The organism is Caballeronia sp., from assembly GCF_028292365.1.
Classification (GTDB): Bacteria; Pseudomonadota; Gammaproteobacteria; order Burkholderiales; family Burkholderiaceae; genus Caballeronia.
Genome location: NZ_JAQGMM010000283.1, coordinates 1 through 24,667, shown reverse-complemented (window position 1 = coordinate 24,667; position 24,667 = coordinate 1). Strand labels below are relative to the sequence as shown.

The window sequence follows — 24,667 nt, the reverse complement described above, 5'->3', positions numbered from 1 at the left end:
TATCGCTCAAGCGCCTGATGTGGCTCTATCGTGGAAATCCTTAGAGTGGACACACTTGGTATGTGCCTAATTTGGCATAAGCTTAATATCAGGCAACCCTCGTTGAGCCGGCGTCACCCTGTCTACAGGCGCGGTTCTTATAGTGATGGAACGCTATCTGTTTCGCTTGTTTCACCCGGACACCGTGCGCGCGTTTTCCGGCACAGCGGGCTTACTGTTGCGCAAAGCGGTAGCCCTTTTCGCAGGACTGGTGCTCAGCAATGCCGTAGCCGCAAGCCCGGTTGTCGTGGTCGTTCCGCTTAATGGCGCTGTAGGACCGGCTAGCGCCGACTTCGTCGTTCGCGCGCTCACCCGGGCGGCTGAAGAACGCGCTCAACTCGCCATTCTCGAGATCGATACGCCTGGCGGACTCGACCAGTCGATGCGCTCGATCATCAAGGCCATTCTCGCGTCACCCGTTCCCGTTGCAGCGTTCATTGCACCGGGCGGGGCACGGGCGGCCAGCGCCGGCACGTACATTGTCTATGCGAGCCACATAGCCGCGATGGCGCCGGGCACCAATCTCGGCGCCGCAACGCCTATCCGACTCAGCGCAGGCGGGTCCGCCGAGCCCGAGCCGGGCCAGGCAAGGACAGACGCGGGCGCGGGCGCGTCAGCATCTGCCGGCGCGAACGCGGCATCCACCGAGACCACCAAGCAAGTGCAGGATGCTGCGGCTTATATACGCGGTCTCGCACAATTGCGCGGTCGCAATGTGCAGTGGGCCGAGCGCGCGGTACGCGAAGCGGTCAGCTTGTCAGCGAGCGAAGCACTCGCGCAGAACGTGATCGACCTGAACGCGTCCGACGTACCCGACTTGCTCGCGAAGCTCAACGGCAGGCATGTTCAAACGATCACGGGCAGTCATGTCCTGGCCACATCCGGCGCAGTGGTCGTGACGATCCAGCCCGACTGGCGCAGCCGCTTTCTCGCCACCATCACCGATCCGAGCGTAGCGCTCATCCTCATTACGATCGGCATGTATGGCCTGTTCTTCGAGTTCGCCAATCCCGGCCTCGCGTTGCCCGGTGTTGCAGGCGCAATCAGCCTGATGCTGGGCCTGTTCGCATTGCAATTGCTGCCCGTCGACTTTGCCGGTCTGGGCCTGATCCTGCTTGGCATCGCCTTTCTTGTCGCCGAGATTTTCCTGCCCACGTTCGGCACGCTCGGCTTCGGCGGCATTGTCGCGTTTGCGATGGGAGCGCTCATGCTGTTCCGTACCGATACCCCCGGCTATGGCATTCCAGTGTCGCTCGTAGTCGGCCTGACCATTGCCACCGCGCTGTTTGTGTTCGTCGTGTCAAGCGTCGCGCTGCGGGCACGCCGGCAGCCCGTTGTAAGCGGGGCGGAAGCGCTGCTTGGCAGCATCGGCGAGATGCTGGAAGACGTGCCGCCGAGCGACAGCGGGTGGGCTCGCGTGCACGGTGAACGATGGCGTGTGCGCTGTCACGAGACTCCGGCGATGCTCGCGCGCGGGGAACGCGTCCGTGTGCTCGAGCGTCATGGCCTGATGCTGAGCGTGGCGCGACTGGACGAAATAAAACAAGGAGAAAAATGATGGTTGGATTCACATTTGGCTTCAGCGGCGTCTTGCTGGCGCTGGTCATCCTTATCGTATTCTCGTCAATCCGCATTTTTCGCGAATACGAGCGCGGTGTGGTCTTCATGCTCGGCCGCTTCTGGAAGGTCAAGGGGCCGGGCCTTGTCCTCATCATTCCGGCGGTGCAGCAAGTCGTGAGAATGGATCTGCGCACCGTCGTCTTCGACGTGCCGCCGCAAGACGTGATCACGCGCGACAACGTGTCTGTGAAAGTGAACGCGGTGGTCTACTTTCGCGTGGTCGATCCAGAGAAAGCGGTGATCCAGGTCGCTCGTTTCTTTGATGCAACCAGCCAGTTGTCGCAGACGACCTTGCGCGCGATCCTCGGCAAGCATGAACTCGACGAGCTGCTGGCGGAACGCGAACGCCTCAATATGGACATTCAAAAGGTGCTCGATGCGCAGACCGACGCATGGGGCATCAAGGTGTCGAATGTCGAGATCAAGGACGTCGACTTGAACGAGACCATGGTGCGCGCCATTGCCCGGCAAGCTGAAGCCGAGCGCGAACGGCGCGCGAAGATCATCCATGCAGAGGGCGAACTGCAAGCGTCGGAGAAGCTGCTGCAGGCCGCGCAAATGCTCGCGCAAGCGCCGCAAGCCATGCAACTGCGCTATCTGCAGACACTGACCACCATAGCCGGTGACAAGAATTCGACCATTGTTTTTCCCATGCCAATCGATCTGATCAGTTCGCTTCTTGAACGACTTAAGGGACCGACGCAAAGCTGATCACGATCGAAAGATCGCATGGCGACGACTCATGCGAGTCATGCGCAAACCACATTAATTGAAAAAATAAATGAATTTGACGCCTGATTTCTCAAACGATAGATTCGGGTTCACGCTAATTGAAGTTTTTTGATTATGCTCACCCGAAGGGCACCAGGACGCCCAATCACTCGTTTCTTTCATACTGCCAACATTTTTCGATGCTCGCTCAACCACCCCGCCCCGGAAGTCCCGGCAATCCACTGATCAGATTCGCGGTGGTCACCGTTCTCACCGGGATAGGCGCCGGCCTGGGCGGCATGGCGTTGGCCCTCCTCCTGCATTTTATCCAGCACGTCGCGTACGGCTACAGCATCACGCATCTGGTCGGGCACGAGAGTTTCTATGAGGGTGTCGAGGCAGCATCGGCTGGCCGCAGGGTCGCTGTGCTCGCGCTTTGCGGCCTCATTGCAGGCTGCGGCTGGTTCGTCATCTATCGCTATGGACGGCCGCTGGTCAGCATCAAGAAGGCCGTTGCCTCCGACGACCCGCGCATGCCTCCCGTTACTACGACCGCGCATGCCGTGCTTCAGATCATCACCGTTGCGCTCGGTTCGCCGCTCGGCCGCGAGGTTGCGCCCCGCGAGATCGGCTCCTTGCTTGCAGGATGGTTGTCGCACTACGCCGGCCTCACCGTCGAGCAGACCCGCTTGATGGTGGCTTGCGGCGCGGGCGCCGGGCTTGCTGCGGTGTACAACGTTCCGTTTGGCGGAGCGATCTTTGTTCTTGAGGTATTGCTTCGGTCGTTCGAGCTGCGTGTCGTGATTCCCGCGTTGGTCACCTCGGTCATCGCGGCCGTGGTCGCGTGGCTTGGACTTGGCGATGCATCGCAATACGTGGTGCCGCACTTCGGCTTGAGCGCGAACCTCGTGACGTGGTCCATTGTCACCGGTCCCCTATTTGGCATGGCCGCTTTTGTGTTCGTCCAGTTGACAACGAAAGCCCGCGCCGCCGCACCGAAGGGATGGACGCTGCCGCTCTTCTCGCTCGTGAACTTCGTGATCATCGGCTTGCTCGCGGTGTCGTTCCCGCAGATCCTCGGCAACGGCAAGACACCCGCGCAACTGGGCTTCAGCAATGAGCTGACTATCGGCCTTGCAGCAACGCTGCTGGTCATCAAGGTAGCCATAACCGCCAGCAGCCTGCGCGCGGGTGCCCAAGGCGGCCTGCTCACTCCCGGCATGTCTAACGGCGCGTTGCTGGCTATCGTGCTGGGCGGGATCTGGACCTTGATGTGGCCGGGTACGCCCACGGGTGCTTTCGCGATTGTCGGGGCCACGGCCTTTCTCGCTTCGTCGATGAAAATGCCGATCACTGCGCTCGTTCTCATGGTCGAGTTCACGCGTGTCGATCATGACTTTATCGTGGCCATGTTGTGCGCGGTGGCAGGATCGATCGCGACCCATCGCTTGCTCGAACTCAGGATGCAAGCGCAGCAGGCGCGATCTTCAAACACGAGCTCCGAGCTCAAAGGCGGCGCCGTATCACGAGGCTGAGGTGGGTCATCCCCGGCATGCTGGCGCCCAAGCAACTCCGTCTTCTCAGCGCGCATCCCGTGGCGGATCTGCTCACGGCAGGTTTAACCTCCGGGGTCAACGTTTTTCCCAGCGCCACGCCTCGCGCAAGCGTTGCCCCAGGAACTCGACGAAAACCCGCACGCGCGGGGCCAGATGGCGGCTATGCGGATACAGCGCATGCAGCGGCGCAGCCGTCATGGAATAGCCAGGCAAGATCCGTTGCAGACGGCCGGCTGCGATGTCATCGCCGACGTCCCAGATCGATTTCAGCGCAATGCCGTCACCATGCAGCGCCCACGCATGAGCCGCACCGCCGTCATTGGTGATCAACGAGCCGGCCACCCGCACCGCAATACTGTCGTTGCCCTCGAAGCGCCATTCCGCTCGTGGCTGATCACCAATCAGAATGCAGCGGTGACGGCTAAGATCGTCGGGTTCGCTCGGTGCGCCATATCGTTCGATGTAAGCGGGAGCCGCGCATAACACGCGGTAGTTGGGCGCGAGCGGACGCGCGATCATCGAAGAATCAGCAAGGCTGCCGAAGCGCACCGCCATGTCCAGATTGCTGTCGAGCAGGTCGACCACCACGTCGGTCAGTTCGAGTTGCAGCGTCAGTTGCGGATGCAACTGCTGGAAGTCCGCCATGATCGGCGCGATCCACTGCCGTCCCAGCGCGCCCGGCGCGCTTACTCTCAACAAGCCGCTCACCGCCTCGCGCCGGCGCGACATCAGCGTCTCGGCCTGCTCGACTTCGGCCAGGATGCGCAGGACCTGCTGATGGAACAACACGCCCTCCTCGGTCAGCGTTTGCCGGCGCGTTGTGCGCTGGATCAGCCGCACGCCCAGACTTTCTTCGAGTTGCGCGAGCCGCTTGCTGACCACCGCCAGCGACAAGTCGAGTTCCCGCGCCGCAGCAGACAAACTGCCGGCTGAAACAATACGGGCAAATGCAACGAGGTTAGGCAGGTTATCGATCATGGCGACGATCATTCTTCACGATTTGGAGAGGATGCATCTATGTCAGCGCCGTATTCCATCGGAAAACCGAAAGTTAGCATATGAACTACAGCGTCGAGCACGCATCTGCCCAAGCCGCATCACTTTAGTACGGAGAATCCTGTGTCCTTCTCGTCCACGCTGCCCGGTAACCGCGCGGGCTTTCTCGCCCTCGCCCTAGCGGCGCTCGGCACGGCTGTCCCTGCGTTCGCCGCGCCCGACACGCTCGTCACGCCGGCCGCGCTCATCGTTGACCATAGCCTGCCGCAGGCGCAAGTCGCGGCTGAGATCCTCGCCGCGCGCCGCTACGACACGTTCTGGTCCACGGGCGACGAGACACTGGCGCGCGCCGCGCTTAGCAGCAACTTTACCGATCGAACTCTGCCGCGGGGGCGGCCGCAAGGCATTGAAGGACCGCTGGCGGCATCGAAGATGGTGCACGCCGCCGTGCCGGATATCCACTGCAACGTCGAGCAAATGATCGTAGCCGGGGATAGAGTGGTCTCGCATCTGCGCTTCACCGGCCACTTCACGGGCACCTTCAAGGGCGTGCAGGGCAAGGGCCAGCCGATCGATTTCATTGCCACCGATATCTACCGCATTGCCGATAGCCAAATTGCCGAGAACTGGCATCTGGAAGACAACCTGACCTTCCTGCAGCAGCTTGGTGTGATTGAGAAGTAAGGATAGCTATTCAACTATAAAAGGAGTCGAAATCATGAGCAACTTTGAATCAAAAACCGTATTGATCGTGGGCGGCAGCTCGGGCATTGGTGCCGCCGCTGCGAAGGCCTTCGCAGCGCTAGGCGCGGACGTCACCATTGCCTCGCGCAGTCAGGAGAAGCTGGACGCCGTCGCGGCGGACATTGGCGCACATGTGCGCACCGCTGTGATTGACACAACCGACGAAGCTTCCGTGGATACATTTTTCTCCAACGCTGGACGCTTCGATCACGTCGTCATCTCTGCCGCGCAAACGCCCGGTGGCCCCGTGCGCGAAATGGCACTCAGCGACGCCTATGCCGCCATGAACAGCAAGTTCTGGGGCGCGTACCGTGTGGCGCGCGCGGTGAAGATTACCGATAGCGGCTCGCTGACGCTGGTCTCCGGTTTCCTCAGCGTGCGTCCAAACAAGAGCTCAGTGTTGCAAGGCGCGATCAACGCTGCACTGGAAGCGCTGGCGCGTGGCCTCGCGCTGGAGTTGTCGCCGGTGCGGGTGAACACGGTGTCGCCCGGTTTGATTGCGACGCCGCTGTGGGCGAAGCTTAACGAGCAGGCTCGCCAGAACATGTACGAAGGTGCCGCTGCCCGCTTGCCCGCTAAACGTGTTGGTCAGCCGGAAGACGTCGCTAACGCCATCGTGTATCTCGCGAGCACGCCGTTTGCAACAGGGTCCACCGTGCTCGTGGACGGTGGCGGCGCAATAGCCTGATTCGTCGACCGCCCCGCCAGCTGGCGTCCCCCGTCAACTAACCGTATCGAGATACGCTTCCAGGTCGCCGGATACCGTATCGAAGCGCTCGATCAGGAAGTCGAGTAGCGCGCGCACGCGTGGCGCCATGTATCGGCTACGTTGATACAGGGCATGCACGGGAACATCGGGAGAGCGCCATTCCGGCATCAGGATATGCAGTCGCCCCGCTCGCAAGTCAGCCCCAATATCCCAGACCGACTTCATCACGATGCCATGACCATCGACGGCCCACTCCCTCGCGAGCGCGCCGTCGTTCGTCTCCCGCGCACGTTCAAGGGGAACGGTAAACGTCTCGACTTCGCTGCCGCGGCTGAATCGCCATTCATTCGCAGCCCCGGAGGCGGAGCTGAGCACGATGTAGTCGAACCGGTCGAGATCTCCCGGATGATCAGGAATGCCATGTAATTTCAGATACGCCGGCGACGCGCACAAAACACGCCGGTTCGGCGCCAACCGGCGGGCGACGAGCGAGCTATCTGGCGGCACGCCGAAGCGGATGACGAGGTCGATGTCGTCCTGCACCAGGTTCGACAAAGAATCCGACAACGCCAACGCAAACGTGACCTCGGGATACAGAACGTTGAATTCGTCGAGCCAGCCCTTGAGCACATGACGGCCGAAATCCGACGTTGCCGACACCCTCACCTTCCCGCGAATCACGCTTCGACCCGCCTGCAGTGCTGCACGCGCGTCGTCAAGCGCCTGGATAGCTTGCTGACAATGGGCGAGATACATCCGGCCTTCTTCCGTCAGCCGTAACTGCCGCGTCGTGCGCTCAAAGAGCCGGGCATTCAGGCTCGCCTCCAGCTTCACTAACCGTGCGCTTGCGGCGGCAGGAGATAGCCCGAGCTTGCGGCCCGCTGCCGACAGCCCGCCCAGGTTCGCCGTCTCCACAAAAAGCCGGATGTCGCCAAGGGTCTCCACGATATTTCCGTTCTTTTTGAAAATGCTTCAAATCGTACACCCGTTATCAAAATACAGCGGGTTTTGCACAATGGGCACATCGTCAACCAGCCCGGATTCTCAATCATGTCGACCACCGCCTCGTCAATCTTCAGTCCGACCGTCGTCGCCGGCCACACGCTCGCTCATCGCGTGGTCATGGCGCCCATGACGCGTGCGCGCAGCACCCAGCCCGGCGATATTCCCAATGCACTGAACGCGCGCTATTACGCCCAGCGCGCCGGCGCCGCCCTGATCGTGACCGAGGCCACCCAGATCTCGCCCCAAGGCAAGGGTTACTCCTTCACCCCAGGTATCTACAGTCCCGAGCAGGTCGCCGGATGGCGCCTCACGACCGACGCAGTTCACGCTGCCGGCGGCCGGATCTTCGCGCAGCTCTGGCATGTAGGGCGCATGTCCCACCCGGACTTTCACGATGGTCAACTGCCGGTGGCCCCTTCCGCCGTTGCCTTCGACGGCCAGATCTGGAAGGTCGATTCGGACACCGGCATAGGCGCGATGGTCGACAGCCCGACTCCGCGCGCGCTTGCTCCCGAGGAGATCGCGGAAGTGATCGCAGATTTCCGCCGGGCTGCACGTAACGCGATGGAAGCGGGTTTCGACGGTGTTGAAATCCATGGCGCCAATGGTTACCTCATCGACCAGTTCCTGCGTACGACGTCCAATCTTCGCACCGACGAATACGGTGGTTCGCGTGAGAACCGTCTGCGCTTTCTCAAGGAAGTCGTCAACGCGGTGGCGAACGAGATCGGCGCTGATCGCACCGCCATTCGCCTCGCCCCGTTCCTGACGGCACGAGGCATGGACTGCCCCGATATCCTGCCGACGATTCTCGACGCCGTCGAATTTCTTCAGGCGCGCGGCATTGCTTATCTTCATCTGGTTGAAGCGGACTGGGAGGATGCACCGCAGTTCACCGAGGTATTCCGTCAGGCCATCCGTGCCCGGTACACGCGGCCGATCATTGTTGCCGGCAAATACGACAAGGCGCACGCCGAGTGGATGCTGTCCAAAGGCTATGCGGACCTGGTCGCGTTCGGCCGCCCCTTCATCGCCAATCCCGACTTTGTGCGCCGGCTCGCCGAAGGTCTGCCGCTGGCCGCCTTTGATGCCAGCACACTGTTTGGCGGCGATGAGCGCGGGTACACCGACTATCCCTCCTTGTCGAACACAGCAACCCCGGTCGAGGTCAGTAACGCCGCCGATGTTTGCTGAACGTGCATCCGGTTACCCCCGCGCGCACAACGTGAATACACATCCATCGCTATAAGGAGCAGGACATGTTTGTTTATCGAGGCTCAACCGCCCTGATTACAGGGGCATCGAAAGGACTGGGGAAAACGTTCGCGCAGACGCTTGCCGCACGCGGAATGAATCTCGTGCTGGTAGCCCGGTCCAGCGATGCCCTGCAGACGCTGGCGGAGGACCTGACTACCCGATACGGGGTGCAATCCGTCGCACTTAGCGTTGATCTTGCCCACCCCGACGCCGTTCTCCATATTGGCGAAGAACTCGAACGGCGCCGCATTCAGGTCGACCTGCTGGTGAACAATGCCGGGCTTGGCCTGACCGGCAGCTTTCTCTCACACGATCCCAGGAAGAAACACTCGGAGATCCAGGTGAACGTTCAGGTGCTGGTCGCGCTCAGCCATCTGCTCGGCAGTGCGATGACAAAGCGTGGCAAGGGCGGCATCATCAACCTTGCATCCAACGCCAGTTTTCAGCCGCTCCCTTACATGGCCACCTATGCCGCGACCAAGGCGTTTGTGCTCTCCTTCAGTGAAGCGCTGCAATACGAGCTGGCTGGCACGGGCGTTCATGTGATGGCGGCTTGCCCAGGACCGACGGCCACGAGCTTCTTCGACGGGGTATCGACCAACGTGTCACCTAAAGACATGGATAGTTCGGAATCCGTAGTTAATAAAACACTCGAAGCCCTTGACCGTAGGAAAGCTGTCGCCTACCCGGGGCGCCTAAGCGTACGAATGGCGACCTGGTTGTCGCGCTGGCTTCCTCGCGCGCTCGTTGTCCGCATCGCGGCAATGGCTTCGGAAAAAATGGGCCTCCACAGCTGAACGGCGCGGTCAAGTTGATGCGCGACCCGTCCGCATCAATACAGATCCTTACCCCAGTCCTGATTCATGGCGTCCGGAACAAATCAGTAAGAAACAGATAGTTGTGGAAAGACCTGTTTCAAACGAAAACGCTTATGCTAGGTCTCGTTCTCACCGGGTCCCCCCCGTCCCGGCGAGCGACGCTCCGTAAGCTTTTACCCGTGCCTTCGAGAGAGGTGCGGGTTTTTTTCGTCTAGTGCGATAGCGTTCCTATGTCGCTTACCTTGACGGTTTCAGCTCGCGGTTGAAAGGCTTGTTTGATCAGCAGTGCAATGCATGCGACCACACCGGGAACCGCCACGACAGCGAAAATGTTCTCGAAACTAAAGTGCTGCCGGGCCAGTTCGGCAACGAGGAACGAACCCGCTATGCCACCGAACCGGCCAATGCCCAGCATCCACGCAACACCAGTGCCGCGCCCCTGAGTCGGATAGAACGCAGCGGCAAGCGCGGGCATGGACGACTGCGCCGTGTTCATCAGCACACCAGCCGCAAAAACGACCACGATCAGCAAGCTGATATTTCCGGCAGAGTGGCCGATGCAATACACGCTGACGGCGGTCAACGCATAGCATGCCGCGATAATCCGGTTCGGATTGAACCGGTCCATCAGGACGCCGCACAGTACGGCGCCCACGCCGCCAAGCGGGAACAGCGCGGAAATCAACGTCGCGCGCTGCGGGCTCAGACCGGCTTCTTTCAGCAAGATCGGCATCCAGTTGATCGATGCATAGAAGATGACGAGTCCCATGAAATAGGTCAGCCAAAGCATCACGGATCCAACGATGTACTCCCGCGACAGCACCAACCCGATACCACTCTTCCCAGGCACAGTTTGAGCCTGTTCCGTCATCACGAATGAAGCGGCGTCGGCGGCGCTGCGATCAATGCGGCTAAGCGTTGCCCGAATCTTTTCAATGGGATGCGCATGGGCAACCCGGTAACGCACCGACTCCGGAAGCGCAATAAGCAGCAAGACCGCCAGCAAAAGCGGAGTCGCGCCGCCGAGCACCAGGACGCTGCGCCATCCGAAAGCGGGAATCATCCACGCCGCGAGAAAACCGCCGAACGCGGCTCCAAGCGGGAAACCGCAAAACATCAGGTTGATCAGGGTTGCGCGTCGTCGATCCGGACAGAACTCGCTCATGATCGTCACCGCGTTCGGCATGGCGGCGCCCAATCCGAGTCCCGTGATGAAGCGCAGTATGGTCAAGTGAGTCAGGTCGCCGGAAAAAGAGGAAGCCAGGCAGGCGACGCCGAAGATCACGACCGATGCAATCAAAAGCACGCGCCGTCCCAGGCGATCGGAAAGCGGACCGGCGAGGAGCGCACCAAACGCGAGACCGAACAAGGCGGCACTCAGGACCGGAGCAAGCGCGGGTCTGCTGATATTCCACTCGGTGATCAGTGACGGGGCAATGAAGCCGATAGCGGCTGTGTCGAATCCGTCCAGCAGGACGATGACGAAGCACATTGCAAAGATCAGCCACTGAAACCCGCCGAACGGGTGTTCATTAATGAAGGTCTGGACGTCGACTGACGGACTCCTGCTCATGTCTCTTCCTTATATTTTTGTTAGGTCGTCACCGGGCGTGCGATTCTTTCAGTTTATACACGCCACGCGTCTGCGGCGGCGATACTAGTGGCGGGATATCGGCGTCGGCTATGCGGGGCAACCCCTAGGATCAGGCGGGCGCGTCCGGAGTATCGCGTTTGATCCGCGTCGCATAACGCTTCTCAGGCACTATCCGGGATTTGTATAGTGGATATCGCCAAGCGCGGGGCAGGTTTGCTAAAGAGCGGACATTGTTTAAAGCCGCTAAAGATATTGGCTAGCGAATTCGACCAGATCCGCCCGCGAACACCACGACCACTAACAAAAGTTTTCGGTTAGCGCAAAGTCCTGAACAGCCGCCGTCGCTAAGCGGCGAGCTTCAGCCCGCCACTGCGGTGACTCAATCAACGTCACGCGTGCAACACCAGTTTCTGTACGCGCCAGTTCAGCAGTTCGGCAACAAACAGCACGTTCTCCGACGGACAAGCCATCTGGTGAATCCAGCCGAACTGCTTGAGTTGCTTGCCTGATTCGCCGAGTACCCCCAGCACCTCGCCCTCGAGCGACAGCTTGTAGATGCGCCCGGGGAACGCGTCAGAGCTGTACAGCACCTGGTTCGGCCCCGGCGAGATGCAGATGGCCCACGGCGAGCCGGGTGCAAACGTGCCGGCGGCTAAGGCGGCCTCATCGGGCGCATAACCAATCGCCGGTCGCGCACCGGGAGGCACTGGCACGTCGATAGTGAACTGGCGCTGGAAATTGCCCTCGCCATCGAACACCTGGATGCGCCGGTTGCTTCGGTCCGCTACATAGACACTCCCCTTGGCGTCAAGCGCAATGCTATGCGGCGTGTGGAACTGTCCGGGGCCGGTGCCGCGCTCGCCCCATGACTTAATCCAGTTACCGTTCTTGTCGACCTTGGCCACGCGCGAGTTGATGTACCCGTCGCTGATATAGCTGTTGCCGGCAGCGTCCCAGGCCACATCGGTCACCTGGCGGAAACGGCCCGGCTCGGCGGGAAGCGGCGGATTCGGGTGCTTGAGCGGACCGGTCTCCTCATCGGCCGCCTCTTGCTTGCGGCCAAAGACCATCGCTACGCGGCCGTCAGGCGTAAACTTGATGACCATGTCCGAGCCCTTGTCCGTTACCCAGATATTGTCCTCGCGATCCACCTTGACCATATGCGCGAAAGACCAGGCATAGAGGTTGTGGCCGATCTCGCGGACGAACCGGCCGTCGGGTGCGAACTCGAGGAGCTGAGCCGCTGCGGCACCGTAGGCGGCACCAGTGGTATTGCCCCGCGACAGCACGAAGATATGGCCCCTGGAGTTCAGCGCGATGCCCGAACACTCGCCGAAATAGGTATCCCGCGGCAAACGCACTGGATTAGGGACCGAGTCGTAGGCAATGGTTCGAGTTGTATCGGTGTCGGCGTAGGCGGAATGCGGTAGCAAGGCGAGTGCCGCGGCGCCCTCGGCTGCAAGGGCCAGGAAACGGCGGCGGGTCAGCACGCGGGTGGCTGGATCGCCGCAGCATGGGCAGGAAAGTGGATGTGCCTGGTTCATTGAATCTCGCTCCTTGTTGTTCTTGACGATGGCGCTGGACGCCATGTTGATTGAACGGGACCCGAAGGCAAGGTTATGCATGTTAAGGACCTTCCGGTCGTCCCCTGCGCTGGCGCACGGTCTCTTGGTGATCTGAGCGCGCCAACGCGGATTTCACTATAGTGCACATCATGAACAGCAGATGCAGAGTTCGCGTCTGCCTGGACGCCGGGGTTTCGAACCCGCGCCCTTATGTGACTTCGTTTGCTTTTAGCCGCTGTATCCGCCTCCGCGCCACCCGACTCTCCTGCCGATGTAATAGCCTCGCGTTGCGGCGTGCGTCCTGGTGAGTATCGAAATAATTGAAGCAGGCGATGTCGAATTCTCAAGGCGTCGTTCGTCATGCATATAGGGCCGTGCTACGGCAATGCGCTTTTGGACGCGCCGCATCGCGCCCCCATTTCCGCTCGTTCCCGTTAATTCCCCTCAACCATGAGGAGAGCATTCATGTCTTCCGTAAATGGATCTGAACAGACCTTGCAGCCGGCCGCGGCACTGGCTCAGTCAACGCGCCGATTCCCGCGCGAAAGTACGCAATACCGCACCGCACGCAACGCACTGTTGGCAGAGGAGATTGAGCTACGCCGCCACATCGAGCGTGTGGCGGCTCAGCGCCGGGCACTGCCACCCGGTGGCGAGGTGCCACAGGACTACCGCTTCGAGGGCGAACATGGACCGGCCACGCTCTCACAACTATTCGGCGATCATGACACTCTGATTACCTACAACTGGATGTTCGGTCCCAAGCGCGAACGGCCTTGCCCGATGTGCACGTCATTGCTCAGCGCCCTTGACGGCGAGATGGCCGATATCCTGCAACGCGTAGCCTTTGCAGTGATCGCCCGAGGGCCCATCGAGCGGCTGGTGGCATTCAAGAGGGAGCGCGGCTGGCGCCACCTGCGGCTGTATTCGTCGGCTGGCAACAGCTTCAATCGCGAATACGCCAACGAAGATCCGGATGCCGGCGACAACCCCGCGTTCAACGTTTTCACACGTTCAGGCGGTACTGTGCGCCACTTCTGGGGCGACGAGATGGGACCGCAAACGGCCGACCCGGGGCAGGACCCGCGCGGTGCGCCGGACCCCATGCCGCTGTGGCTCATGCTCGACCTGACGCCCGGCGGCCGCGGCACGGACTGGTATCCGAAACTGGAATACGCCGCAAGGCACACTTGACCCGCGCACTTGGCCGCGCACTTGAGCGGCATGACATCGAGTACCATGCCGCCATTCTTTCCTACCGATAAATGATGACACGACGCTTTCTTCAACTTGCCATTGTGCTGGGCCTGATTACAGCTGTGGGCCCGTTTGCCATCGACATGTACCTGCCCGCCCTGCCTTCCATCGGGGGAGCGCTGCACGCCACCCCGGCCGAAGTGCAAATGAGCCTGATGGTGTTTTTCATCACGCTCGGCGTCTGCCAGCTCGTGTACGGACCGCTCTCGGATATCTTCGGCCGCAAGATGCCGATCTATGTTGGCCTCGCGATTTTTACCATTGGCAGTGTGGGCTGCGCCTTTGCGCCGGACATCCACGTGCTGATCGGTTTCCGCGTGCTCCAGGCGTTGGGCGCGTGTGCCGGCATGGTTGTTCCGCGCGCGATTGTGCGGGACCTTTACACCGGTCACGATGCCACCCGGCTCATGTCGCTCCTTATGCTCGTTGTCAGCGTGTCTCCGCTATTGGCGCCGCTGACCGGCAGCTTCATCATTGCGGCTTTCGGCTGGCGCGGGGTCTTCTGGGCGCTGACGGTGGCGGGCGGACTTGCCCTCGTGCTTGCGGCTACGCAGTTGAAGGAGACGCGGGAAATCCATCATCGCGCCGGTAGCTCGTGGGCGAGTGCATTCGCGGGGTATCGAAAACTACTTAGTGATCCGACGTTCCTTGGTCTCACGTTTGTCGGTGCGTTCGGCGTCTCGTCGTTTTTCATCTACCTGGCAAGCGCCTCGTTCGTGATCATCAACCACTATGGCTTGTCGCCCACCATGTTCAGCTTGTGCTTCGCGCTCAACGCGGCGGCGTTTTTCGGCTTCAGCCAGTTGACTGCGCGGCTCACTGCCAGATACGGCCTGCCGCGCGTCATTCGCGTGGCTGTTACCGGCTTCGCGATTTCGATGAGCATAGTAGCGGTGCTGTTTCTGGCAGGCGCCGACAGCCTCGCGCTGATGATGGTTTTCCTGTTTATCGGATACGGTTTCCTGGGGCTGGTCTTGCCGACTTCCGCGGTGTTGTCGCTTGAAAATCATGGCGCAATTGCGGGTACGGCTTCTGCGCTGATGGGTGCATTGCAGTTTGTTGTCGGCGCTGCGGTGATGGCCGTATCCGGCTTGTTCGCCGATGGCGCGCCAAAGCCGATGGTGGTCGGAATCGCACTCTCCGCGCTGGTGGCGTTTGCCATTGCCCGCCTCACGCTGCGCGACGAAAATGCAAGGCTGCCAGCGGCGGCAGAGTAGAGACCCATGCGGCATTGAGTGGAGATAGCGGTACCGAAGTCCCTCCATGCACCGGCATAAGGCAGGCATGACGAGCGGTGCCATGGGGTCTTGTCCACGCGCCCTTCGTTTTCGCCCTTCAATGGGCCTTACAAAGAATCGCCGTCATCACCGGCGTGACTTCGCGAACGATAGCGTCGCTGCCCATTTGACGCAGGCGGTCCTTGACGTCGTCAGACCCGCCTGTCACCACTACGCCGTAAGCCCAGTCCCCGACGGGATCTCCCTTGCCAGGCTTGAAGAGCGGATCATCCTTCTCATAGCCGAGCACTACAAAGACCGGGAATTCAAACGCGGTGAGCTTCACGCCATGGGCGGGCCTGAATGCGTTGACTGAATTCTTCTCGACATGCATGGGCTTGGACTGTATTTCGCCACTGTTCATCAGCGCGCTGATAAACACATGGCCCGTCGATTTGCAATCGAGCTGTTCTTCTACCGCGCTTGCATGTGCAGGTGTCGACAACATCCCGTAGGGCGCGAGCGCGAACACGGTGACAATTCGAATAAGCTTGGTGACCTGTCTGGTGACCCGCATGGTTGGCCTCAATTTTTTTCGACGTCGCATCAGCCGCGACGAACTTTAGTCGCGGTGTTTCACTCTACCTGCACCCGTAAATTATTGCCGGGTTACCCGATACCTTTAGCTGCCCCGTACAAACAATCGTGATTCGATGGCAGGTGTGAACGCCGCTGCGCAGCTTGCACGCCCAAGAAACCGTGGCGTCGCCACATCCAAACTTCCGCTTCCAGCGTCACCCCCATTGCGGGCGCTATTGCCAGCCATGTCCGTTCTCTTTCGAACTTTCAAAACTTTTACTGGTGCCGTTTCGAGGTTTTCTACTAACCCCGATGCGTTGCTCGCCCCTCTCAGCTTGCCATAAATGCGCCTTTACATTTTCGATTTTGTTCACTAGGATTCGAATTCGAACATTATCGGTTCGATAGATTTTCCTAATTGACATGAGAAACTGAAGAGGTTCAGGACGCAATAGCCTATCTGTCGGGCATGGAACGGAGATAATGGTTAAGCCGGCACCATGTGTGATATCGCGGGATGCGCCTTGGGTGGTGTTCTTTTGCGAACAGAGCGAGTTTCTTTCCACTCGGCTGCGCGGTCCATCGGATCGACCACCAGCGACTCGCACGGGCGGGATTGGGGCGGAATGTGATGACCGCCTTGAACCCCTGCGGCACAGGTAAACATCCGGCACTCAATGAAACAGGCGATGGTTGCGGATGAACCCACGCCTACACCCCGTCTCTTGGCGGGCCTAACTTCAACCGCATGAAATCGCACGACGCGGCTAGCCGGATCTAACGACGCAATCAAAACGTAATATTCGTAGAAGCGCCTGTCTCACCGAAGCTGCAGTCAAAACAAGAAGTCAGCAACGTCGCAAGGCATCATGCACAAAGCGGCGATCCATCTAAAAACCAGTGGAGAAGACAATGCAGGAGCAATACATTCTCGCGCTCGATCAGGGCACGACAAGCTCACGCGCCATGGTGTTCGATCGCCAGGGCAACGTAGTGTCAGTGGCGCAGAAGGAATTTGGCCAGATCTATCCGCAACCGGGCTGGGTCGAGCACGATCCGCAGGAAATCTGGTCGACCCAGGCTGGCGTCGCCGCCGAAGCCGTCACCCGCGCGGGCCTGAACGGTGCATCTATTGCCGCGATCGGCATTACCAACCAACGCGAAACCACCATTGTCTGGGATCGCGAAACCGGCCAGCCGATCTATAACGCCATTGTCTGGCAGGACCGTCGCACCGCCGACTTCTGCGACCAGTTGAAAGCGCAAGGGCTGGAAGAAAAGGTCCGTGCCAAGACGGGCTTGCCTATTGATTCCTACTTCTCCGCGACCAAGATCCGCTGGATCCTCGACAACGTGGAAGGCGCACGCGAAAAAGCGAAACAAGGACGCCTTGCCTTCGGTACGGTCGATAGCTGGCTCGTATGGAATTTCACCAAACACGGCTTGCATATCACCGACGTCACCAATGCGTCGCGCACCATGCTCTTCAATATCCACACGCTCAAGTGGGACGACGAACTCCTCGACGCGCTCGATATTCCGCGCAGCATGCTGCCCGAAGTGCGTGCCTCGTCGGACGTGTACGGTCCGACCAAGACCACGGTATTCGCCTCCAAGATTCCGATTGCCGGCATTGCAGGCGACCAGCATGCCGCCCTCTTCGGCCAGATGTGCACGGAGTCCGGCATGGTGAAAAACACCTACGGCACCGGTTGTTTCCTCGTTATGAACACAGGCAAGAAACCGATCGAATCGCGCAACAACCTGGTCACCACCATCGCATGGCAGATCGGCGACCAGGTCAACTATGCACTGGAAGGCAGCATCTTTATTGGTGGTGCTGTCGTGCAATGGGTTCGCGACGGCCTTGGCATCATCAAGAGTGCCAGTGAAATCGAAGCGCTTGCGCGCAGCGTGCCGCATAGTGATGGCGTCTATATGGTGCCCGCCTTCGCCGGCCTGGGAGCGCCGCACTGGAATGCACGCGCGCGCGGCACGCTGTTCGGCCTAACACGTGGCACGACCTCCGGCCACATTGCACGAGCGGCGCTGGAAAGCATCGCATTTCAATCAATCGATGTACTGAAAGCCATGGAAGCCGATTCCGGTATCCGCATTGGCGAATTGCGCGTGGACGGCGGTGCGGTCGCCAACGACCTTTTGATGCAATTCCAGGCCGACATGCTGGGTGTGGACGTAGTTCGTCCGCAGATCAGCGAAACCACTGCACTGGGAGCGGCTTATCTGGCCGGGTTGGCAGTGGGTTACTGGAAAGACGTGAATGAACTGCAAAGCCAATGGAAGCTGGACCGTCGTTTCTCGCCGGATGTTGCGGCTGACGAGGTCAAGCGACAGATGCACGGCTGGCAACGGGCGGTGAACGCCGCCAAGGCGTGGGCTGACGCCATCTGAATCTTGGGTTGAACTCACGTTGACCTTGCGTTCAACGTGAGCCTCCGTCGCGGCATCCTGGCCTTCTTTGCTGCAACGCAGATCTTCTATTAGGAATCCTTTGTATGCCATCAGCTATTGCAAAACCTGCCGGCAGGCAATTTGTCGGCGAACTCATATCCGAGGCTATCGCCGTCCTCATCATCATCGCGTTCGGTGATTCAGTGGCGTGCATGTATGTGCTGTACGATCCCAGCCCGTATGTGAATGCCTACTGGGGTGTCTGCATGTCGTGGGGCCTGGCGGTGACGCTCGCCATTTATGTGACCGGCTCTATTTCGGGCACCCATGCCAATCCTGCGGTGACACTGGCCCTCGCGTTGTTCCGCGGTTTCTCGTGGAAGAAAGTGTTGCCCTACTGGGTGGCGCAACTCGTTGGCGGCATTCTGGGCGCCGTCATTGTTTATGCGCTGTTCGGGCCGGTGATCGACCATTACAACCTGGTTCATCATCTGTCACGGGCGGACGGCGGCGCAGCGGGCGTGTTCTTCACGCATCCGGGCCTGGCCATCACCCCCATGCACGCGTTCTCCGATGAAGTCATTCTGACGGCGTTTCTCTTGTTCGGGATTTTCGCGATCACCGAGCAGTTCAACGAAATGGCGCCCCAGGCAAATGCGGGCGCGCTCATGATCGGGTTCCTGGTGGCAATCCTTGGATCGTCGATGGGCTATCTGGAAGCCTGGGCAATGAATCCGGCCCGCGATCTTGGCCCGCGTTTGTTTGCATACTTTGCTGGCTGGGGTTCGTCCGCGCTGCCTTCACCGGACAACTACTGGTGGATTCCGGTGGTCGCCCCGTTGATAGGCGGCGTGATTGGTGGCGGCGCTTACCAACTGTTGATCCATCCTTTCCTGCCAGCGCGCGTGCGCGCGTTGCAAGCGGGGGTCAATGGTGAGAACTGTGAGGAAGGACAGCGCATCTGATGGGTTGTATAGCTGACTTAGCGCCAAACTCAGGCAACGGCCAAGCGCCGGACGTTGGTTAGTCCGGTGCTTGGCCGCTCAATATCGCGTTCAATGCTGTTGTCTCCGCCGGTGTTTCTGTCAGCGGCCGCAACTTCCCTCATTCGCGGGGGATACCCGCTTAGATGCACTACGCAATCCAGCTAATCAAGCCGCCCGCCAGCAGTCTCTACACCACCGTCCGAATCACTGTCCCTGAATCACTGCCCCTTATACATGGGGGCCACCACGGCTCCGCTGGTGGATGGCTGCGACATTGACGTTCCATTTTCCGTGGCTCCGCCGTAACCGGTGGTGGTGTTTCCTGAATGCACGCGAGCTTCAGCAGCCTGAATATCAGCCGGATAGAAAGCGTCCTGCGAGTTCGGGCGCCATCCCGCGTTCTCGACCTGGATGAGATCGGCGCGCACCTGGGCACGCGTCACGGGCTGATCCGTGGTTTGGGCGAACGAGATGGCGGGAGCAGCCAGGACCAGGGCAAGTGTTGTGCAGATCAGTGTTTTCATGACGGGTAGCCTCTTTGAAAAGTGGCTTCACTCTCAATGAATGAAGCCCATGCTTCATCGTCCGGTAAGAGACGGTAAGCAACTTCATTCTGCACGGCATGCACTGACTCGAAGCTGACGCCCAGATGACAAGATCGTCATATTGCACACCCCGGCATTCGAAGATAACAACTTTGTAACCTTGCCGTCAGTACCGGGTAAAGACCGGATCGTCACACTGACCGCACGTTTCGAAGTCTCCGCTTTCAAACGCGGCTTATCTTCCGGGAATTTCCAATGTGGATTGTCAGACTGGCCCTGCGCAGGCCCTATACCTTCATCGTGCTTGCGATCCTGCTGTTCCTGATCGGACCGCTCGCCATCATGCGTACACCTACGGATATTTTTCCCAATATCAATATTCCGGTGGTCAGCGTCGTCTGGTCGTTTAACGGCTTCTCCGCGGAGGACATGGCGAATCGGATCACGTCGAACTATGAACGCGCGCTGACTTCCGATGTTGAAGATATCGAACATATTGAATCGCAGTCGCTGAACGGCGTCTCGGTCATCAAGATATTCTTTCATCCCGGCGCGGACATCAACCGCGCCATTGCCGAAGCCGGCTCGAATTCCGAGTCCATTCTGCGCGTGCTGCCGCCGGGCACGCTGCCGCCGAACATCATTACGTACAACGCGTCGACCGTCCCTATCCTGCAACTGGGGCTGTCGAGCAATACGCTGCCCGAGCAAACGCTCTACGACCTGGGTAACAGCTTCATACGCACGCAGCTTGCCACGGTGCAGGGCGCGGCCGTACCGCTGCCCTTCGGCGGCAAGATCCGCCAGATCATGATCGACATTGATCCGCGCGCATTGCAGGCCAAAGGCTTGTCGCCCAGCGATGTGGTCAATGCCGTCAATGCGCAGAACCTGATCCTGCCCGGTGGCACGGCGAAGATCGGCGCACGTGAATACAACGTGCAGATGAACGGGAGCACGGACAGCGTCGCAGCGCTCAACAACTTGCCGATCAAGACGGTCAAAGGCGGCGTGGTCTATGTACGGGACGTCGCGCAGGTGCGTGACGGGTATGCGCCGCAAACCAACATCGTGCGCAGCGACGGCAAGCGCGCCGCGCTGCTCACCGTGGAAAAGACGGGTAGCACGTCGACGCTGACAATCATCGGACAGATCAAGTCCATGCTGCCGAAAATCTCAGCAGGCCTGCCGAAGGCGCTGCACATCACGGCGCTTTCCGATCAGTCGGTATTCGTGAAGTCGGCCGTGACCGGCGTCGTGCGGGAAGCGTTGATCGCGGCATGCCTGACTGCGTTGATGATCCTGCTGTTCCTCGGCAGTTGGCGCGCAACGCTGATCATTGCCGTCACCATTCCTCTCTCGGTACTAACCTCGCTGATCGCGCTATCCGCGCTCGGGCAAACCATCAACATCATGACCCTCGGGGGGCTGGCGCTGGCGGTCGGGATCCTCGTCGACGACGCGACGGTTGCTATCGAAAATATCACCCACCATCTGGAACGAGGGGCGCTTCTACACGACGCCATTCTCAACGGATCGGGCGAAATCGCGGTCCCGACCTTCGTTTCAACGCTCTCTATCTGCATCGTGTTCGTGCCGATGTTCCTCCTCTCAGGGGTCGCGCGATATCTGTTTGTACCGCTGGCTGAAGCCGTTGTGTTTGCGATGTGCGCGTCCTACTTCTTCTCGCGCACGCTGATTCCGACCCTCGCGATGTACCTGATGAAAATGCCGTCGAAAGACGGCAGGCCGGCACGCGGACCGTTCGCTTTCCTGATGCGATTCCAGGCTGGCTTCGAACGTCGCTTCGAAGCATTGCGCCACGGCTACAAGGCGACGCTCACCCGCGCGATTGAAAGCCGCCACCGCTTTCTGCTGGTGTTCATGCTGCTCTGCGTGGGGTCGTTCGCGCTCGTGCCCTTCACAGGCCGAGACTTCTTCCCGGCTGTCGATACCGGCGAAATCCGCCTTCACATGCGCGCCCCCACCGGCACAAGGATCGAACAGACCGCGCGTCTCGCGGACGAAGTCGAAGCGAAGATCCGCACAGTCATTCCAAAGTCGGACGAGGCCGCGTTGCTCGATAACATTGGCGTGCCGGTAAGTGGGATCAACCTGACCTATGACTCGTCAGCGCCGGTCGGATCGGGAGACGCCGACATCATGATCACGTTAAAGAAAGGACACGCGCCCACAGCGGACTATGTCGCAAAACTGCGCAACGTACTGACCGCTTCGTTCCCCGGCACGACCTTCGCGTTCCTCCCGGCGGATATCGTCAGCCAGATCCTGAACTTCGGCCTCCCCGCACCGATCGACATCCAGATCGTCGGCAACAAGCTCGATCAGAACCGCGTGGTGGCGAACAACCTGCTGGCGAAGCTGAGGAGCGTGCGTGGCCTCGTCGATGCCCGGATTCAGCAGCCCGGCGACGAACCCGCGATCAACATCAACGTAGATCGGACCAAGGCGATGCAAGCCGGCCTCACGCAACGTGATGTTGCGCAAAACCTGCTGATCGCGCTGTCGGGCAGCTCGCAGACAACGCCTAACTTCTGGCTCGATCCGAAGAACGGCGTGAGTTATCCGTTGATGACTGAAGTGCCGCAATACGATATTCATTCGCTGCAGACCCTGGCGAATGTACCGCTGACGAAGGACGCGGCTTCCTCTTCGCCGCAAAGCCTGTTGGGTTCATTGGGCACGATGTCGCGCGGCTCGCAACAGGCCGTGATCTCGCACTACAACGTGCAGCCCGTGCTCGATATATTCGCTTCAGCGCAAGGACGCGACCTGGGCGGCGTGGCGTCGGACGTGACCCGGCTCGTGGACCAGGCACAGGCACAGCTTCCCGCCGGCGCGTCGATCGTCATTCGCGGCCAGGTGCAGTCGATGAATGAATCGTTTAGCGGCCTGGGACTGGGACTCGCATTCGCCATCGCGCTGGTCTACCTGCTGATGGTCGTGAACTTCCAGTCGTGGATCGACCCGTTGATCATCATCAGCGGCTTGCCCGCGTCACTGGCGGGCATCGCGTGGATGCTCTTCGCCACGCATACCACGCTGAGCGTGCCGGCGCTCACAGGCACGATCCTGTGCATCGGCATTGCAACGGCCAACAGCATTCTTGTCATCAACACCGCGCGCGAGATGTTGCAAGGCGGGGCGCCGCCGCTGACCGCGGCCCTCGAAGCCGGCTTCAACCGCTTCCGGCCCGTGCTGATGACCGCGCTCGCGATGTTGATCGGCATGTTGCCGATGGCGCTCGGCCTGGGTGACGGCGGCGAACAGAATGCGCCGCTCGGGCGTGCCGTGATCGGTGGCCTGGCGATCGGCACGGTCGCCACCCTGCTATTCGTCCCGGTCGTATTCGGCATGGTCCACGCGTGGATCGAAAAGCGCCGTATGAGTAAAGCGGCAGCGGCGCAAACCACTCCGGCAATTCAGTGACTGCCTTTAAACGAGCATAGACCATGAACCATCGTAACGACACGCACGAACCAGCGGTGCTGGCTGATAAGACGACCGCCGAGGCCGCCATCCGGCGACGCTTCATGATGCCGCTGGCATTCGGCGCCATTGCTGCCGCGTTGCTTGTGATTGGCATTGTTCCGCGACTACAAGCCAGTACCGCGCTGACCTCGCAAGCCGCTGCACAGCATGCGCTAAGCGTCTCGGTCATCAAGCCGCGCAATGCGCCTGCGATTGAGGAACTCCTGCTGCCCGGCTCGGTGATGCCCTACGCCGATGCCTCGATCTACGCTCGTACAAGCGGTTATCTCGAGCACTGGTACGCCGACATTGGCGCCAGGGTGAAGGCAGGGCAAACGCTGGCTGTCATCCAGACACCGGAACTCGATGCACAGCTTCAGCAGGCTCGCGCCGACGCAGCAACGGCGCAAGCCAATTTCAACTATTCGAAGGTCAGCGCGCAACGCTGGCAGGACATGCTGAAGACGCAGTCGGTCTCGCAACAGGACACCGACACGAAGGTCAGCGACATGGAAGCGAAACGCGCCATGCTGCAGTCCGCACAGGCCAATGTGCAGCGCCTCTCAGAGCTGGTGTCGTACGAGAAGGTAAGCGCACCCTTCGACGGCGTGGTGACAGCGCGCAACGTGGACGTGGGCGCGCTCGTCACGGCGGGCGGTTCGCCGGGTCTGGCCGCCCTGCCTGGTGAACTCTTTCATGTGGAGCAGACGGACACGTTGCGAGTGTTCGTCGATGTGCCGCAAAACGACGCGCCCTACGTCACGCCGGGCACCGAGGTCTATCTGAGTGTGCAGCAATATCCGGGCAGGCGATTTGCCGCGAAAGTCGCACGCAGCGCCGGCGCGATCGATCCGGTCAGCCGCACGATGCATGTCGAAGTCGATGTCGACAATCGCGACGGCGCGCTGCTGCCAGGCGCCTATGCACAGGTACATCTGGCGCTGCAGAACGCCAGCCCCGCACTCGACCTGCCGGTGAGCGCGCTCCTGTTCAGACCCAATGGCGTGACCGTTGCGGTGGTCGACAGTACGGGTAAAACCGCCCTCAAGACAGTAACCATTGGGCGGGATTTCGGCACCCACGTGGAAGTCACGACCGGGCTCACAGCAACCGACCGGGTCATCGACAATCCGGGTGACGCGATCAGCCCAGGCGAGCCGGTGCAGATCGTTTCGTCCGCTTCCTGAGGATCGTGCTCATGCCGCTTACGCTCATATCACCCTCCGCCCTCGCCCGCAAGACGTTGGTCATCTGCCTGGGCGTCGCACTCAGCGCTTGCTCCACCTTGCCTGCTTACCACAAGCCGGACCTCACCGTACCGGCGCACTATGCCGGCACTGCGGGTTGGGCGCCCGCCACGCCCGCGGATACCCAGTCGCGTGGCCCATGGTGGACCGTCTTTGGTGACCCAACGTTGAACGAACTCGAAAGCCGTATTGATGTATCGAACCAGACCGTAAAGAAAGCGGTCGCGCAGTTGCAGCAAGCTCGCGCGTTCGTTGACTATCAGCGCGCAGGCTTCTTCCCGACCGTGACCGCGGGCGCGTCCGAGAACCGCTTCCGTA

19 protein-coding genes and 1 pseudogene are annotated in these 24,667 nt (G+C 60.3%); 14 read left to right on the top strand and 6 right to left on the bottom strand.

Annotation, left to right across the window (positions count from 1 at the left end; translation table 11 throughout):
• Positions 1–145 precede the first annotated feature (145 nt).
• The 3 genes from JWR14_RS17645 to JWR14_RS17635 all read left to right on the top strand — a co-directional run bounded on the left by JWR14_RS17645 (position 146) and on the right by JWR14_RS17635 (position 3,905).
• Entirely contained in the window at positions 146–1,597 is a 1,452-nt protein-coding gene (locus JWR14_RS17645) for a nodulation protein NfeD (RefSeq protein ID WP_299709241.1), read from the top strand.
• A complete protein-coding gene (locus JWR14_RS17640; RefSeq protein WP_299709383.1) occupies positions 1,597–2,370 on the top strand; it encodes a slipin family protein in 774 nt (257 codons plus the stop codon). Before JWR14_RS17645 ends, JWR14_RS17640 begins: the two co-directional genes overlap by 1 nt.
• A gap of 200 nt (positions 2,371–2,570) precedes the next feature.
• The gene (locus JWR14_RS17635) at positions 2,571–3,905 is read left to right on the top strand and encodes a chloride channel protein (protein WP_299709238.1); all 1,335 of its coding nucleotides are present in this window, start codon (positions 2,571–2,573) and stop codon (positions 3,903–3,905) included.
• Between the two features lie 96 nt (positions 3,906–4,001).
• Here the strand turns inward: JWR14_RS17635 and JWR14_RS17630 are convergent, their stop codons facing one another.
• Positions 4,002–4,904 (bottom strand): LysR family transcriptional regulator, encoded by a 903-nt coding sequence (locus tag JWR14_RS17630; RefSeq protein WP_299709235.1) that lies wholly within the window; start codon positions 4,902–4,904, stop codon positions 4,002–4,004.
• Between the two features lie 141 nt (positions 4,905–5,045).
• Between JWR14_RS17630 and JWR14_RS17625 the strand changes: the two genes are divergently transcribed.
• Both JWR14_RS17625 and JWR14_RS17620 read left to right on the top strand, forming a co-directional pair.
• A complete protein-coding gene (locus tag JWR14_RS17625; protein ID WP_299709232.1) occupies positions 5,046–5,606 on the top strand; it encodes an ester cyclase in 561 nt (186 codons plus the stop codon).
• 31 nt (positions 5,607–5,637) lie between these two features.
• Positions 5,638–6,354, top strand: coding sequence for an SDR family oxidoreductase (locus tag JWR14_RS17620; RefSeq protein WP_299709380.1), 717 nt, complete (start codon positions 5,638–5,640; stop codon positions 6,352–6,354).
• 33 nt (positions 6,355–6,387) lie between these two features.
• On the opposite strand, the gene JWR14_RS17615 is transcribed toward JWR14_RS17620, so the two are convergent.
• Positions 6,388–7,320: a LysR family transcriptional regulator gene (locus JWR14_RS17615; protein ID WP_299709229.1), complete on the bottom strand. Its 933-nt coding sequence runs from the start codon at positions 7,318–7,320 to the stop codon at positions 6,388–6,390.
• 105 nt (positions 7,321–7,425) lie between these two features.
• Between JWR14_RS17615 and JWR14_RS17610 the strand changes: the two genes are divergently transcribed.
• Both JWR14_RS17610 and JWR14_RS17605 read left to right on the top strand, forming a co-directional pair.
• A complete protein-coding gene (locus JWR14_RS17610) occupies positions 7,426–8,574 on the top strand; it encodes an alkene reductase (RefSeq protein WP_299709226.1) in 1,149 nt (382 codons plus the stop codon).
• Positions 8,575–8,639: 65 nt separating this feature from the next.
• Positions 8,640–9,434, top strand: coding sequence for an SDR family oxidoreductase (locus tag JWR14_RS17605; RefSeq protein ID WP_299709224.1), 795 nt, complete (start codon positions 8,640–8,642; stop codon positions 9,432–9,434).
• 232 nt (positions 9,435–9,666) lie between these two features.
• On the opposite strand, the gene JWR14_RS17600 is transcribed toward JWR14_RS17605, so the two are convergent.
• Together JWR14_RS17600 and JWR14_RS17595 are read right to left on the bottom strand one after the other, a co-directional pair.
• Positions 9,667–11,028, bottom strand: a complete 1,362-nt coding sequence (locus JWR14_RS17600) for an MFS transporter (protein ID WP_299709221.1) — start codon at positions 11,026–11,028, stop codon at positions 9,667–9,669.
• A 410-nt stretch (positions 11,029–11,438) separates the two neighbouring features.
• Positions 11,439–12,593, bottom strand: a complete 1,155-nt coding sequence (locus JWR14_RS17595; RefSeq protein WP_366144564.1) for a peptidyl-alpha-hydroxyglycine alpha-amidating lyase family protein — start codon at positions 12,591–12,593, stop codon at positions 11,439–11,441.
• Positions 12,594–13,079: 486 nt separating this feature from the next.
• Here JWR14_RS17595 and JWR14_RS17590 point away from each other — a divergent pair, with 486 nt between their 5' ends.
• Positions 13,080–13,808 carry a DUF899 family protein gene (locus JWR14_RS17590; RefSeq protein ID WP_299709216.1) on the top strand — a complete coding sequence of 243 codons (729 nt, stop codon included), beginning with the start codon at positions 13,080–13,082 and terminating at the stop codon, positions 13,806–13,808.
• Between the two features lie 74 nt (positions 13,809–13,882).
• Positions 13,883–15,088: a multidrug effflux MFS transporter gene (locus JWR14_RS17585; protein ID WP_299709213.1), complete on the top strand. Its 1,206-nt coding sequence runs from the start codon at positions 13,883–13,885 to the stop codon at positions 15,086–15,088.
• Positions 15,089–15,206: 118 nt separating this feature from the next.
• On the opposite strand, the gene JWR14_RS17580 is transcribed toward JWR14_RS17585, so the two are convergent.
• The gene (locus JWR14_RS17580; protein WP_366144561.1) at positions 15,207–15,665 is read right to left on the bottom strand and encodes a hypothetical protein; all 459 of its coding nucleotides are present in this window, start codon (positions 15,663–15,665) and stop codon (positions 15,207–15,209) included.
• Positions 15,666–16,579: 914 nt separating this feature from the next.
• On the opposite strand from JWR14_RS17580, the gene glpK reads away from it, so the two are divergent.
• Positions 16,580–18,079 (top strand): glycerol kinase GlpK, encoded by a 1,500-nt coding sequence (gene glpK, locus JWR14_RS17575; RefSeq protein ID WP_299709210.1) that lies wholly within the window; start codon positions 16,580–16,582, stop codon positions 18,077–18,079.
• 104 nt (positions 18,080–18,183) lie between these two features.
• On the top strand, positions 18,184–19,044 hold the full coding sequence (locus JWR14_RS17570) for an MIP/aquaporin family protein (RefSeq protein WP_299709208.1): 861 nt from the start codon (positions 18,184–18,186) through the stop codon (positions 19,042–19,044).
• Positions 19,045–19,283: 239 nt separating this feature from the next.
• Here JWR14_RS17570 and JWR14_RS17565 read toward each other — a convergent pair whose 3' ends face one another.
• Positions 19,284–19,589, bottom strand: a complete 306-nt coding sequence (locus JWR14_RS17565) for a DUF4148 domain-containing protein (protein ID WP_299709205.1) — start codon at positions 19,587–19,589, stop codon at positions 19,284–19,286.
• Between the two features lie 276 nt (positions 19,590–19,865).
• On the opposite strand from JWR14_RS17565, the gene JWR14_RS17560 reads away from it, so the two are divergent.
• The 3 genes and pseudogenes from JWR14_RS17560 to JWR14_RS17550 form a co-directional block, all read left to right on the top strand.
• On the top strand, positions 19,866–23,060 hold the full coding sequence (locus JWR14_RS17560; RefSeq protein ID WP_299709202.1) for an efflux RND transporter permease subunit: 3,195 nt from the start codon (positions 19,866–19,868) through the stop codon (positions 23,058–23,060).
• Positions 23,061–23,083: 23 nt separating this feature from the next.
• On the top strand, positions 23,084–24,289 hold the full coding sequence (locus JWR14_RS17555) for an efflux RND transporter periplasmic adaptor subunit (RefSeq protein WP_299709198.1): 1,206 nt from the start codon (positions 23,084–23,086) through the stop codon (positions 24,287–24,289).
• 11 nt (positions 24,290–24,300) lie between these two features.
• A pseudogene (locus JWR14_RS17550) lies at positions 24,301–24,667 on the top strand (RND transporter); the annotation flags it as partial.